The following is a 15,058-nucleotide window of genomic DNA, read 5'->3' as shown; positions in this document are numbered from 1 at the left end:
TATTTAAATAATGTATATAAGACGGTTCGTGGATACGGAGTAGAACTAACCCATTAGATCTTCTGAATTGAATTTCGGGGAGTGAAAAAATCATTTCCCATTGAAATTTGTTATACTTTTGTTGATGGAAATGTAATAATATTTATGCTTGAATACTTGAAAATCAACTGACCATAATGATCTCATTATGCCAGAGCGCTTTCTTCTCCCGAATCAAGAGTAAAGAGACATGATGAACCTGTCAGCTCCACCATTCTGCGCATGAACTCAAAGTCAGGCTCTGCAGTTATATTATAAATATTCAGAGCTGCCTGAGGTATTTCATGCATTATAGCTTCAATACTTCCCTCCAAAGCATATGTGTTCACATTCGGAAGCCGCGCAAGCTCGGCCAGTGTCATGATATATTCTTCTGCCTTCTTTTTCTGGGAATCATCAGCAACCGTAGTTATGAGATTCATTGAAGCCTGCCATTTTCTTTTAAGTTTGTATCCAACCAGAACTGCAAGGTCCATATTCCCGAGATTCATGCTTATTTCCCAATCGGGACTTTTGTCATCTATCCAGAGATTTATGGATTTATGCCTTCCAAGACCTGATTTTGGATGTGGTGCATATATTACAACACCTATGCCATTCTGTGATGCCTTTTGTATGAGAATGCGAGTATCTTCTTCCCGCTGTTTTGATGAGGGAAGGGTCAGAAATATGATATTCGGACGGAAGAACGAACCGGCCAGAGCTTCCATACCTGCAACAAGATTATCTTCAAAAGAGGGAACATCTATTATTGTCCATGATGAAAATACACCTTCATCCTGGAATGAACGTGTGATGTCCGGCAACCTCGCATGCAATTCTTTTTTTTCTACTTTGCCGGTAAGACCCAAGAGTTTAATGAATCCCTTTGGATAAGAGATATCCCTTATCAGATTGAACATTCCTCGCAGGTCCTGCGGATCTTCTACAGGCACTAATATGTTTGCTCTCCACGCCCTTTCCCGTGAAACAGTAAGCTCATTGACCTTCTTTGCAGCCCATTCGGCAAGCGCTACAAAAAGTCCGCTTCGAACATCCCCAAAAGGAGCTTTGAGATGTTGGCGCAAAAGAAAGCTATGGATAGATACAACAACTACAACTGCAACAAGGCTGAATGTAGAATTGATTGTAAACATGACAAAAAGGCAACCTGTTGCACCAAGGAAAGATACAGCCCGGGGTATCCTGAAAAGAGGCCTGAAGCTTACCAGGTTCAAACTCTGTTCCATGAAAACTACGACATTGATCATTGCATATGTGAGTAAAAAGAACATTGTGATAAGAGGAGCAATCGCATTTAGATCGCGCAGCATCAATGCAACAAGTACTATCATTCCTGTAAATATGATAGAATTTCGAGGTTCCCCTGATTGAGTTCTTGTTGAGAACCAGATGCTTTTAGGAAGGATACGATGATCTCCCAGAGCCTGTAATATCCTTGGTGCTCCAACGATGGAGGAAAGTGCAGAAGAAAACGTTGCACCAAGCAAACCTGCTACGACTATAGGAGTCCATGCTGCTCTATCCAGCAGTATGTTGTAATTGCTTACAAGTTCTTCCGGAGTTGCCATCCGAATAAGCAAGTAAGCCAGTGCCATGTAAATAATGGTGCTCAGTACAATTGCTGACATTGTACCAATTGGGATGCTTTTTCGCGGATTTTTCAATTCCCCGGACATATTTGCTCCTGCCATTATGCCTGTAGCTGCAGGGAAAAATACTGCAAAAAGTGCCCAAAATCCAATTCCTGTGAACATGGTTTCAGGAGATCCGGAAAATGTTCCCCACCATGTTATTGGTTGCTGCGCAGGAACCGTGAAAAATGCCCAGAATACAGATATAAGGGATCCAGCAATTATAGCCATAATTATGTACTGAATCCTGAATGCAAGGCTGGCACTTATGTAAGCAATGATGAAAAGAGCGGCAAAAGTGCACAGATCTATCAGAATTGCCGGGTGATCAGGAAATAGCCACTGCCAGCCTGTACGAAAACCAAATATGTACATTGCAACTGCAAGAGCCTGTGCCAGATAGAGTGGAATACCTATGCTGCCCCCTACTTCAAGTCCGAGTGATTGGGATATTATCGAGAAGGCACCGCCTGCACCTATACGAATATTTGTTGTTATTGAGGAAAGTGATAATCCGGTTAGAAGTGTTATGCTACATGAAATCAAAATGATAAGCCAGGCACCCAGAAGACCTGCATTTCCCACTACCCACCCTTCTCTCAAGTACATTATAACTCCCAAAATTGTGAGTAGTGTTGGAGTGAAAACCCCATCAAAAGTACCGAAAAGCTTGCCTTTGTCTACCTTGTGCTCGTCAACCTGCTCCTGCAACACATTATCCTGAGTAGCATTCGAATAGTTATTGTCCTCGCCCATTATTTCCCCCGTACAAATGTTACATGGACATGTTGCCAAACTAGGCCCGTTGAGGAGCAAAATATGTCATGGCCTAAATCAGTAATAAAATAAAGACCGATGTGAAGCATGGTGATCACCCCATGAGATTCAGCTATCATCCCGGCAAAATCCTCCGCATGGGAATTTGTATCTTCCAGAAGACAGAGAGCCTGATTCTTTGCGCTTAACAAGATTAGTACTAACCTTGAGAGCATCAGGGGAATGTCAGCAAGAGCTAATAAGTCACTTAGCTCGCATGCTCTATCGTTGAACCACACTAAATAACCCCTTTAATTTATGTATTCAGGCAATTTTGAGAAGTAAAAATATCACGGATTTAATTCCCCATTGAACAAAGGAGTAGTTACTATTTAAAAATATCATCCCCCTTTTAACATATGGATCATGAAGTCTAAGCTCGATACAAATTGCAGGAGATAGTGACTTGCCTGATTTTTCAGCTTTGAACCGAAGACCAGAAAGATTTCTTATTATTTCTACTCATTAAAAGTCATCTTTACAGGCATTTCGTCCATTATCACAGCATGGATACATAGCTCATAAAACCCTTTTTACATTGCTCTAATTCAAATTGGGATCTTTGATGAAACAAGCTAGTTAATACTCTAAAAATTGAGATCTTTTACTAAAAGTGTTTTTCGGATATAAGCCTCAGGAAAGCGGTGAGTTAATCTATTCTAATTTTCGTGATTACATAGTTTTATATCTTCAAGATTTCTTTTGTTAGATGGGGAATAATTTGGAGGTATATTATGGAAAAAACACTTGCTGAGACAAATCAAGACGTAGATGAGCTTGTAGAAAAAACAGGCGAAGAAGCAAAGATGACAAATGAAAAGCTTAAGGAAAAGCTTCGTTCCTTCGCTGCAGATGTGAAGTCTATAGATATCAAGAGTGATATCAAAAAACTCGAGATGAAGGCAGATCAAATGGTCGACAAAACCGGTAGTTCTGCAAAATCACTTGCTTCCGAAATAAAGCAGGAATTTGCCATGATAGCTGAAAGGGTAGCTTTGCAGAAGCATATGGATAATGTGAGCAAAGATCTCGATGAGCTGGCAGAAAAGATGGGAAATGAAGCCGATAAGCTTGGAAATGAGATTAAGCAAAATGTGAAATCAATTGGGAGTTCTGTAAAATCCATAGACATTAAGGACGAAATCGGAGATGTCGTTGCCAAGGTAGATAAGCTTGTAGATTCTACAGGGGAATCTGCAAAAAAGCTGAGTAATGAGATCAAGGATGATCTGGTTTTGATTAAGAGTAAGATAGATCTGAGCAATCGATTTTTGAAGCTTGCTGCTGATGTCGATGAACTAGCAGATAAAACCGGAGAAGAAGCATCGAAGCTGGGAATAAAAATAGAAGAAGAGATGAGAGCTCTATCTGATTCGATCAAATCAATTGACATAAAAGAAGAGATAGAAGAGATCATTGCCAAGGTTGAAGAACTCATAGATGCTACTGGCGAGGGTGCAAAAAAACTTGCAGGCGAGATCAATGAAGATATTGACAATCTCATAAAAAAGATCTGAAATCTGTTAAATGGCAATGAAGCAACTCTCCGGCTGATTTGAAACAGCAGCTTTCCATCATTTACTGGAATGGAAAGATCGAGTACAGGAAGAAGATTACATGATTTTCAAAATCAAGGCTTGTCTAGTGTAATCCGGGAAGATTCCAGTATATCAATGCTGGTAGCAGTACCTACATTGATATCTTCCTCCTGCTCGAATGCTTTCAGAAGTTGCTGAGTCAACTTATTCCTTATTTTTCTTCGTTGACGGGGATCCACTACGTACCTAAGACGCATGTCTATCCAGTTGTCCCTGATCTTCATGTACAATTTTGTCTCAACGTCATAAGTGGTAATAAAATATTTTTCACCCATGCTTAAAAGCTCTTCTTTTGAAGATTCCTCAAAACCGTGCAGTGTTTCTTTTGCAACCAATAATGCAATCTCTTCCGCCTTCTTCCAGTTGCTTCCATATATAAGCATTATTTGCACTTCGTCCCAGATGAAGGAAAAATCCTTCGTGTAATTCTTGACCTTGCCGCTTAAAACAAAACTGTTTGGCAGTTGAACAATTCTTCCAGTATACTGATCACCATCAACCCATTCCTCTATCTCCATAATAGAGGTGCTGAAGCTTCTTATGTCAAGAACATCACCAATAACGTCGTCAACTTCGATCCTGTCACCAGCCCTGAAAGGACGGGATACAAAAATAATCATCCCACCTGCCATGCTTTTCAACAGATCCTGAAGAGCTATGACAATCCCTGCACTCAGTATACCGTATGCCACAATTAGGCCTGTGGTTTCCCTGAACCAGACTGCAATCAGAGAAGCAATAGCAAGAAAAGTAATAATTATAGAGACAGCTTTGCGGAAAGTATACCGCTCTTTTGTATCACGTACTCTTACTATAACAATATCTTCAATAATTGCTTTTATTGCATAGAATACGAGAATAATAACTACAGAATGAAACAATTTTGTCAGTAATAATTCATAACCCTGCGAATAGTTTGTAAAGTAATTGAGATAGGCAATAAATATCGCTATTAATGACAATGCAATTAGATTCAAGCCCCTTAATAACCCCATGAATTAATTTATGATCTGCAATCATATTAGCTTTTTCTACGTACAAAAAAAATTAAAGGAAAAACATATGGAAAGGGATTCCTGCCTTACAGGCAGGAATTCAATTCTCTTAATATCCTCTCAAAATTTTTAATTTTTCTTTCTGTGCCTTTTTATAAGAAATACTGTAGAAACCAGAACAATTAGTGAGACGAAAATTCCTACAGATGGTACCGCACGGGTCACAGTAAAGGTGTCCGACTCTGTTCCAATCTGAACCAAATATTCACCTGCTCCTGATTCAGTACGAGTGAATTCAACAGTCCTTTTCTCACCCACATCAAGAATGATATCCTTTGAGTCAACAACTTCATTATTGACAGTCAGTTGCACATTGATACTGCCCACACTGTCGCCTGTGTTTGTGACATCTATCCTGATAGTAACATTCTCCCCTGTGTTTACCTCAGAAGGTATAATAACGAGGTTGCTGTATTCGAATTCTGGTTCAAGAGCCAATACTTCAAGGTTTAATTCGGCACCCAAAAATCCATCTGGTTGTGATTTTATCCTGTGGATACCAGAATCCATTACTGTGAAGGAAAGTGTGCCACCCGTTGAAGTAGAGCCTATTGAGACGTCGTCAAAGAATATCTGTACATCTGCAACCGGATCTGCACCGATAGCTTTTATCGTGGAAATCGTTATCGTATCTCCTTGATACACAACTCCGGGAGAGACTTCGATTAATATCTTTCGAGTAACGTCGTCTGGAGAAATTACCTCAACTTCTTTATCCGCAGATACAAACCCTTCCTTCTCTGCGCTGACACTAAAGGTTCCCAGCTTTGTTGGTTTATATGAAACTACACCTTCATCAGAAGTCAGGCCTACCTCGCCACCATCAAATTCAACAAGCGCTTCGCTGACCGATGCACCACGGAAGGTTACCTTAATATCAGCAGTATCACCTTGAACAAGTACAGAAGGCATTTCAATTGAAAGTGCCCTAGAAGGTTGTGTAGTAAATGTCACAAATGGGTAATATCTGACAACACTTGAATCTGCAACTTTAAAGGAGATATCACCCATGATTGGTATTGACTTGTCTCTTGAAAGTGTAACAGATTTGTCATTCTCCATTTCAATTTTTGTTGAGTCAATACTTGTTACTTCCATCTTGCCGTACCTGTCTCCATCATCTACTTTGACGAAGTTTTCAGATATCTGGAACATTCCCTCCACAAATACAGCATTACTTTCCGTGCCTCTGAATATATCTGCAAAGTGAACTACTATAACAGGCACATCCTCTGCTGACCCCAGATCTTTTTCATATACATAATAAGAATTTGAAGGTATGACACCGCCCTCAACCTGTTTGCCATTCTTCATGAGTGAGATCAGTACTTTGTCTCCATTCAGGTCTACCTCAGATACCCTTAGTTCATACCCTTCTTCAAGCACAAGGGATGAACCTGGAATAATAGTGCTCTTCTTGTCGTTATCTATCAAAACCTTTGAGAGTTGTCCCTCTGAGAGCATGCTTACGCCATTTGTAAACGCGTTATTGGGGTAGCCTGCAAAGTATTTCTCCGCCATGAAACCTACTACATGGAACTTTCCCCATTGGTTATATTCAAAGTTTACTTCCTCAGCTACTGTCGAATAAACAAGATTGCCTTCTTCGATAGTTCTGCTATCTAGACTCAGTATCCCAAGTGATTCAGTCCCTATCCCCTCATCAATATTGTAATAGAAACCTTCAAAATTGAGTGGTGTCCATGTCAGCGTTTCTGCTTCAGCAACAGTACCTCTAAGCTCATAAGTTCCCGGTTCTGAAAGATCCAGAAGAGGAGCAAATCTTAGTGTATTGTCATCAGCCACTACAAGCTTAAGCTTACCCATGATTGTTATTATCCTGCCTTTGCTCAAAGAGATGGCATCATCGTTTTCCATGGAGATTTCATCTTCGCTGACAGTTTTGATCTCCAGCCTTCCAAAATTGTCACCAGTATCGATTTCCTCATATTGTTCTGAGATCTGGAAAATACCTTCAACAAAAACGGCATTTGTTTCCATTCCTCTGAATATGTCATCGAAATGGACGGCTATAATAGGAACGTTCTCTGCAGATCCCAAGTCCTTTTCATATACATAGTCATCATTTGAAGTTATTACACCGCTATCAACCTGTGTTGCGTCCTTCATGAGAGAAACAAATACTTTGTTACCTTCGAGGTCTACATCAACTATGTTGAGTTTGTATCCTTCTTCAAGGACCAATGAAGAGCCGGAGAAAAGCGATGTTGCATCACTATTGTCTATAAGCACTTTTGTAAGCTGCCCTTTTTCCATCAAACTTGCATCATCGTCAGCAAAAGCGGAATCACTTGTATAGCCTGCAAAGTACCGCTCTGCCATGAAACCGATTACCTGATATGAACCCCATTCATCGCGCTCAAACTCAATATTTATTGGTTTTGTCGAATAAACAAGATCCCTTGTATCAATTGACCTGTCCGTTTTGCTGTCCAGTTTAATAGTTAGTGTTTCAGAACCTATACCTGAATCAAGGTCATAATAGAATCCTGAATAGCTTTGAGCTGCCCATGTGTACTCAAGCGACATGTTTGCATCTGCATCCCATATCCTGTTTCCTGTAGTTTCCTGAGCAGATGCTACAGTACAAACAAAACCTAACAGTATTAAAACTACCAGTGTTTTTTTATGTATACTAGTTTTCACTATTTTACCCCCATTACCCGCCCAAAACACGTGTTTTTAAGGCCTAAATTGCAAGTTTTTAATTCCATACTATTTAGAACTTTCTTTATAAAAATACTGATCCGCAATATTTTTTGTAACTATCCCAGATATGCTCACGTTGAAGGCTATTTTAGTAATATATTTAAACAGACATTTGTGATAGTTAGGAACCTATTTTCGACTGATTATATATACCGATACTACAATAACAATTTTTGTTGCAACAAATTAATATCTTGTGTTGCAAAAATCATTAGTGGGGTACATAAAATATGGTAGAAACTAGTTTAATGGATAGTCTATATGCCGCCGGCATGAGTACCTTGTCTTTTATTCCTACAGTAATTGCGGTAATCATATTCGTATTACTTGGATGGATATTAGGAAGAGGGCTTGGGAAGTATGGTTCCAAGATTCTTGACCGCATTGGTCTGGATAACCTGATAGATAAAACAGCAGTTGGAAACTTAATACACAAATCTGGAACAACTACGGTAAAGTTTTTTGAATCCGTGATTAAATGGTTTGTATACATTGTTTTTGGCGCTATAATTATCGATTATTTGCAAATTCAGATTGTAGCAGATTTCATTACATTGATAATCCAGTATATTCCGTTGATTGTGTCAGCGGTTGTAGTTTTGCTCATCGGCCTGTTAGTTGTTGATTTTGTTGCAAACACAACATCAAAGATTCTTTCAGCCACCGGCGTTGATGAGAAGATTGCCGACAGTTTTGTGGGCGGACCTTTAAAGGCAACAAAAACATCTTCATCCGGCATAATTGCAGGATTGATCAAATTGTTTGGCTATCTGTTTTTCATCGCAGTTGCAGCAAGTATCCTTCAGTTGGATCTAATAACAGATTTCCTTATATCAATAACAATATACATTCCACGCCTTTTCGTGGGTGTTGTAATACTGATAATAGGATTATTGTCAGTTGATTTCCTGATGGATTATGTTCAGTTAAGCATTAAGGAAATGAAAGTCGAAGGCGCTGAAATGATTGCTCCTTTGCTCAGAGGATTTTTGTTTTTGGTGGTTGTCCTTATTGCATTGGACACCATGCTGGTAAATACCGGGATCCTCTACACCTTCCTCAGACCACTGGGGTGGGGTATTGCAGTTGTTGTTGCATTTAAATGGGGTGTAAAAGATGCCATTGTTTCCTATGCAAAAGAGAGAGGTAAATAATCCCTCTCTTTAATTTTCAAGCGAGTCCTCTTTTTTATTAGTTATGACCTTTAAATTTAGATGATTTTACTTTTCTCCAATAAGTTAAGATCTGCGAAAACCTCGGAGGGCATGTATTGATCACTGTAATATGCCGAATGCCAGCACATGATATCATGGTAAAAACGTTAGAATATGCCAGAATTTGTAGAATACTCTTATAGCAAAAAGCTGAAATCAAAATTTGATAAAAATAGTGTGAAGATACAGTGAAAACCAAAATCAATACCTCAATAATTTCAAAGCTAAACTCAAGAGAATGAGAAAATAATAAATATTCAAAAATTATAGGAAGGATTTTTGCAAAAAAAGAAAATGAAAGAAGGATGAGGTTCTCTTCAATCAAGGCCTCTCTTGCTAGGAATTATGCTTTCCTCAACTGGTTTTCCGTATGGACATACCAGATTGCAGATTGTACATTCCATAAATCCCCTTTCTGTTATGCGACGTATGTGTTTCTCATTTTGAGGTGAAACGTCTTTGTCAAATTCATGGGAAACTACGCATTTATCGTAAATGACTTTCTTTCCGGGTTCTACTCCCTGAGATGGGCCGGGAATGATTGCTTGATAGGGACAACTTTTTACACATAATGACTGCTCCTGACAAAGGGGTTGTTCTGCACACAAATCCCGTGCAAAGGGTTCATCGGGTTCAAGTTCTGCATCTGTCAATACTGTTACCCATCTGGCCCTTGGGCCGTATTCAGGTGTTATAACCTGAGTATTGTGTCCTATAAATCCCAATCCTGCAAGATACGCGGCAACCTTTTCATGGACTGCATGGGATGGAACCGCTTTGTATCCCTTTTCATTTAACCAGGAAATTAAACGCCATGCACGGGTTTCGGTTACTTCGTAGTACAGGTTGTAATAGTCAGCTTCCCCTCCAGAAAAATCCCCGGTACTTACAGATGAGATAGCTGCATTTAAGCCTTCATCCCAGAGAACTAAACCCATTACAAATGCAGATTTGGCTTCTGGCATGACTTCAGATGGCCTGACCATTCCCCTGTCATTCGGAAAATCAACTGTTTCCAGTTTTTCGATATCGGAAACACCAAAAAGCTGGAAACCTTCCTCAAAAGCACGTTCCTGAATCTCTTCTTTTAAGCTCATTTTCTCCTCCATTATCCTATCACAGGTATTTTCTTGCAGGAAACAAAACTTCAATTCACTAGAAAGTCTGTACTCAACATATATAACCCAAATCAAGTGGAAATTTCCAATTGCAAAAGATAGTCTCAGGAAGTTAAATTAAAAATATTGTTGAGTTCATCATATGATGCTGTTTATCTATAAGAGTTACATCGAAGCAATTATCCACATTTGTATACGATCTTATTTTTTCATCAGGAATGCCAATGCAACCATTACAAAACAGAGGAGTGCAGTAAAACCGCTCATTGAAGTACTTCTATCATCGCTTACATCGGAAGAGTAAGGCCCAATTTCCATTCCAAAATTATTCTCTGGATACTCGCCTTCAAAGCTTTCCATCAGATTTTCCCATTCTTCACCTTCAATTGTCAAAACAGTTCCAGCATAGCCTTCCTGAACAGTGATTTGCTCACTTTCATAGAGATCAATAATCTCATTCGATGTTGTCACCTCAACAATCCCGTCATAAACATAAATCCTGTCAACAGATATTTCTGGATCGTGGAAAACCATATACTCCGTACCTTTAACTCCGGTTACAGCTGTGGGAGTAGTTATAAAAAGATATGAACCAGCCAATTTTTCAATTCGAGCCCATACTCCACCGAAAAAGAGTTTGATAACCCTTATGTTACTATCAGGCTCTCCCTCATAAACTTGAGTCGATATTCTGACGAATGATCTTTCTTCCATCCTGATACGGGATCTGCCATCATCAAACTTCAAAGTAACCTTCGCCCCTCTTAATGTTTTTATTTGATCGCCCTCATGTACCCCGTTTTTTTCATTGATCTTCTCCCACTTATCAGACCACGGATGCAACACTTCCACCCGACCTTCAATTGATTCTACAATTCCAACAACCTCTGTAATACTGACTGCCGGAGCCGAGATGTAGGTTTCATCAACATATACCTTTGAATGCTGTTCAAGAACAGATGCTATCCCGTAATTCGAATGATCAACTATCGAGATGACAAAATTATGGTACTTGAACACAATCAGCTGGAACTTGATGTCATTAATTTCAGCATCATAAGCTATCCTGTCAAACTGCATTCCGCTTTCCGAAGCCTTTACGTCAGTGCCATAAAAACCAGACTCTACACCTTCTATCAGTTCAGCCTGACGTAACTGGAAATAGCTGTTTGCCTGTGCCTCTGAGAAAAGATTTGCCATGGCTATCTCATACCCATACCCTGATTCCTCACCGTAGGAAAAAACAACTTCTTCCCCAATTACCTCTCCATTTGCATCCTGCAACCCATAGCTTGTTTCCGAACCAAGCTCAAATCCATACAGGCTTTCCGGTGAATCCGCAGCATTGCATGCAGGTATAATAGATATGCAGATAAAGAATATCAGGAGAAATGAGCAGATTTTTGATAATAAAAATTGTTTACAGGGAAAAATAAAATTCTGATATTTTCTGATCGAAAGCATAATTGATTTTTGTTTCTAAAGGTAAAAGATAGTTGCGATTCGAATTCCAGAGATGCATTTGAATAAACCAGAAACTAAACAATCCTATCAACATACATTGCAAAACTAGTGCGGGAGGTGGGATTCGAACCCACGGACTTCTACAAGACAGGGTCCTAAGCCCTGCGCCTTTGGCCAGGCTGGGCAACCCCCGCAAAAGATAGCTAACAGATAGCGCACTGGCATATTAATGTTACGAAAAACAGAATGTTGATAGATGTTTCAGTTTTGATCTTTTGGATGGACAAAACTTCCCATCATGTTTTCTATCTGTTTTTTGAGGTTTTCAGGATTCGCGCTCACCAACACAACTTCCCTGAAATGACCGTTATTTTTCCTGATTCTAACACCCCTGTCATGCGAGCTTGCAAAAACAAGGGTTCTGCCGTGTAGCCTCAAACCCCAGCCCATGTAAACGGCCAACCCGGGTTCAAGTTCAACTGATTCAATTTCAGAGAACGGAATTCGATATTTCAGGGGAGGGTAATTCACAAGAATCCCTCCTGAACTGACCGAGTAATTTAGTTTCAGGATGCCCTGCATTGCAACAAGGTAAACGACAATAACAGAAGCCAGAATATAGATTTCTTCATTGTCGCCACCAAAACCAAAAAGCGACAGGTAAGACATCAAAGCCATCCCAAGCAACACTAAAAGCACTCCGTACAGGAATATTTTCATTTGAAAACTAAGCGGTGCTTTTTCAGTATACATTATAAAACCTCACTTTACAGCCTTCTGCTCCAGCCTTTGAATTACCTTTTCACTTTTCAATTCCCTCAACGCATCAGAAGCAATCCATTTTGCACTTTTGGACTCTATCTCAGCCACTTTTTCAGCACATTCAACTGCTCGTTTATTCAAGGCGAGATTGCGCTTCCCAATCTGGCGAAGTGCCCAGTTCACAGCCTTTTTCACCATGTTTCGCTCATCTGTAGCTTCTCTTTCAATAATCGGGAAGAACTCAGCAAAATAATCGTCTTCTGCCTTTTTGTTGCTCACGGCAAGCCGTGCCATCAGCACAAAGCCAGCCCGTTTCACGTACTCTTCATCCCGACTGCTCCATTCCAGAGCTTTCTGTTTTGCAAAAGGAGTTTTCTCAAACAAATTCATGCAGCACTGATCACAGATTTCCCAGTAATCAAAATCCTCTACCCACCGGTCGACCTGTTCCTCTGTAACTTCCCCGACTTCTTCAATCATACTGGCGAGAATTCGTGTTTCACGAGTATCTTTTTCCCACAGGGAAAGTGCAAGGTAGTGATCCCTGCCGATGGACTTTGCCAGTGCCCTTAGATCAGGAATTGAAACACCATAGGCATGATCAGGAGTTATGCCGAATTTCTGCATTCCTTCAACTGCTTCCGGCCTTGAATGTGATTCCAGGTATTCAATTACCTTTTCCACAGAGGAAAATCCCATAGATAAAAATAGGCAGCTGTGATTAAAAAGCTACTCCAGCCTCAAACTTAATCGATTGCCTGACCATCTGGAATGCTTTTCAGTAGCCGGAATTCCTTCACGAGCATGAAAAGCACGAAGAAAAGCATAATGTACTGGCCTATTGGATGTGCCATCCAGACCCCTGTCAATCCGAAGTACATTGGCAAAACTACCAGCAGAGGCAGGATAAAGAAGAAAATCTTGCCGAAATGGATGAACAGGGATGGCCTGACTTTGTTAATAGACTGGAAATAAACACCTGCCGAGATTACAATACTTTCTGCCATGAGTCCGAACATAAATATCCTCATTCCTTCAACTGCAGTTGCCAGCAGTTCAGGGTCGTTCCGGTTGAAAAGCTGAATTATAGTCTCCGGGAAAGTGGAAACAATCAAGAATCCAATGATACTCACAGCCAGACAGGAGCCCATTGCCATCCTTATAGCAGTGAAGACACGGTTGTACAGCTTTGCCCCGTAGTTGAACCCGATTATTGGCTGTACTCCTGCGGATATCCCTTCGAATATCATATAGAATATCGAGAACGAATACTCGATAACCCCATAGGAAGACACAGCTATTTCCGAACCGTATTTCAGGAGCATGAAGTTGTAGCTCAAAATCAATACCGCAAGCGACATCTGCATGACAAATGAAGGAAAACCAGTCCTCAGGATTCCTGAAATGATTTCAAAATCAGGGCTTATGTCAGATAGATGCAATCTCAGCCTTGCATGGCTGCTGAAGAAGTATGCTATAAAGACAATTGCAGATACAGCAAATGCAATCACCGTTGCAAGGGCAGCACCCTGCATCCCAAATCCCCATCGCATGACGAAGAAGTAGTCAAGTACGATGTTTATCACGGCACTTATTGCTGCCATTTTCATTGCAAACATGGGCCTGCCATCATTTCGCACCAGGGGATCAAAGCCCATTCCCAACATGAAAAAGACGCTACCGATGAACATTATTTTCAGGTAATCATTCGCATGGTTGAACACGGTGCCTTTTGCACCCACAAGGGAAAGCAGGGGTTCCGTGAAGAACGCTCCAATTATTGCAAAAACTGCTCCGAGAACAAGCATTATCGGAATCAGGTCGGATGCAATCCTGTGAGCCCGAACCCTGTCACCTTTGCCAAGTTCAATGGCTACAAGGGTAGCACATCCAATACCAGCCATCAGTGCTATAGACATCATAACGACAAGCAATGGATATGTCAGGGTTACTGAAGCAAGACCAAGGGTTCCCACGCCGTTACCGATGAACAGACCATCGATGATTATCTGGATACCACCGATGATGAAACCCACAACTGCAGGAAGTGCGAATTTCCGGAAGAGCTTCCCCACACTTTCAACTGCCAATTCCCTGTCACTCATTTTGTGGGTTCCTCGTTGATGCTGGAAGATATTTTCAACCAGAGCTGCTTGAAAGTGGCAAATTCGTTTTCATCAAGAATTTCCTGAATCCTGCCGAAAAACATCTGATCGGCAGAAAGGCCAAGTTCAATTATCCTGATACCTTCCCCGGAAAGGCTCAGTCTGCATACCCGTTTGTCCTCATCAGAGCGTTTTTCATCCACATAGCCCATGGAAACAAGTTTGCGAACCATATTGCTTGCAGATGGTTTGGTTACGCCCATAGACGCTGCCAGCTCAGACAGCGTGGATGTTCCAAGTGATCTCAACTCCAGAAGATAGGAAAAAGAAGCAAAGCTAACTTCTGAATACGCATCAAGATCCGTGTTTTGGGACAGGACCTTTTGGTAGTATTTGTCAACTTTTTCAAACGATAGCTCTTCTGGCACGATGGTTAGTTAGCCTAACTAATATTTAATGGTGGTGCTTTCCGATTAGGAGATCTAAAAAATGTATATCCATGGATAATTAGAATAGAAGTTCA

General features: G+C 40.5%; 11 protein-coding genes and 1 tRNA gene. 2 read left to right on the top strand and 10 right to left on the bottom strand.

The window, feature by feature from the left end; translation table 11 throughout:
• Nucleotides 1-185: 185 nt before the first annotated feature.
• Nucleotides 186-2,429, bottom strand: a complete 2,244-nt coding sequence (locus tag J2755_RS06575; RefSeq protein WP_209681134.1) for an amino acid permease — start codon at nt 2,427-2,429, stop codon at nt 186-188.
• Between the two features lie 794 nt (nt 2,430-3,223).
• Here J2755_RS06575 and J2755_RS06570 point away from each other — a divergent pair.
• A complete protein-coding gene (locus tag J2755_RS06570) occupies nt 3,224-4,006 on the top strand; it encodes a hypothetical protein (protein ID WP_209681132.1) in 783 nt (260 codons plus the stop codon).
• 113 nt (nt 4,007-4,119) lie between these two features.
• Here the strand turns inward: J2755_RS06570 and J2755_RS06565 are convergent, their stop codons facing one another.
• Together J2755_RS06565 and J2755_RS06560 are read right to left on the bottom strand one after the other, a co-directional pair.
• Nucleotides 4,120-5,082: a mechanosensitive ion channel family protein gene (locus tag J2755_RS06565; protein WP_209681130.1), complete on the bottom strand. Its 963-nt coding sequence runs from the start codon at nt 5,080-5,082 to the stop codon at nt 4,120-4,122.
• 129 nt (nt 5,083-5,211) lie between these two features.
• On the bottom strand, nt 5,212-7,809 hold the full coding sequence (locus J2755_RS06560) for an S-layer protein domain-containing protein (protein WP_209681120.1): 2,598 nt from the start codon (nt 7,807-7,809) through the stop codon (nt 5,212-5,214).
• 293 nt (nt 7,810-8,102) lie between these two features.
• On the opposite strand from J2755_RS06560, the gene J2755_RS06555 reads away from it, so the two are divergent.
• Entirely contained in the window at nt 8,103-9,026 is a 924-nt protein-coding gene (locus J2755_RS06555; protein ID WP_209681118.1) for a mechanosensitive ion channel family protein, read from the top strand.
• A gap of 377 nt (nt 9,027-9,403) precedes the next feature.
• Here J2755_RS06555 and J2755_RS06550 read toward each other — a convergent pair whose 3' ends face one another.
• The 7 genes from J2755_RS06550 to J2755_RS06520 form a co-directional block, all read right to left on the bottom strand.
• Nucleotides 9,404-10,183 (bottom strand): epoxyqueuosine reductase, encoded by a 780-nt coding sequence (locus tag J2755_RS06550; RefSeq protein ID WP_209681116.1) that lies wholly within the window; start codon nt 10,181-10,183, stop codon nt 9,404-9,406.
• 222 nt (nt 10,184-10,405) lie between these two features.
• Nucleotides 10,406-11,668: a FecR family protein gene (locus J2755_RS06545; RefSeq protein ID WP_209681114.1), complete on the bottom strand. Its 1,263-nt coding sequence runs from the start codon at nt 11,666-11,668 to the stop codon at nt 10,406-10,408.
• A 109-nt stretch (nt 11,669-11,777) separates the two neighbouring features.
• Nucleotides 11,778-11,862: transfer RNA gene (locus tag J2755_RS06540), tRNA-Leu, on the bottom strand.
• Between the two features lie 67 nt (nt 11,863-11,929).
• Nucleotides 11,930-12,421 (bottom strand): hypothetical protein, encoded by a 492-nt coding sequence (locus J2755_RS06535; RefSeq protein ID WP_209681112.1) that lies wholly within the window; start codon nt 12,419-12,421, stop codon nt 11,930-11,932.
• 9 nt (nt 12,422-12,430) lie between these two features.
• Nucleotides 12,431-13,129: a DNA alkylation repair protein gene (locus J2755_RS06530; protein WP_209681110.1), complete on the bottom strand. Its 699-nt coding sequence runs from the start codon at nt 13,127-13,129 to the stop codon at nt 12,431-12,433.
• Between the two features lie 47 nt (nt 13,130-13,176).
• A complete protein-coding gene (locus J2755_RS06525) occupies nt 13,177-14,535 on the bottom strand; it encodes an MATE family efflux transporter (protein WP_209681108.1) in 1,359 nt (452 codons plus the stop codon).
• Entirely contained in the window at nt 14,532-14,963 is a 432-nt protein-coding gene (locus J2755_RS06520; protein ID WP_209681106.1) for a MarR family winged helix-turn-helix transcriptional regulator, read from the bottom strand. Before J2755_RS06520 ends, J2755_RS06525 begins: the two co-directional genes overlap by 4 nt.
• Between the last annotated feature and the right edge of the window lie 95 nt (nt 14,964-15,058).

Origin of the sequence: Methanohalophilus levihalophilus (assembly GCF_017874375.1) — an archaeon.
Lineage (GTDB): Archaea > Halobacteriota > Methanosarcinia > Methanosarcinales > Methanosarcinaceae > Methanohalophilus > Methanohalophilus levihalophilus.
The sequence above is the reverse complement of the archived record's forward strand: the minus strand, read 5'-3'. Positions and strand labels throughout refer to the sequence as shown.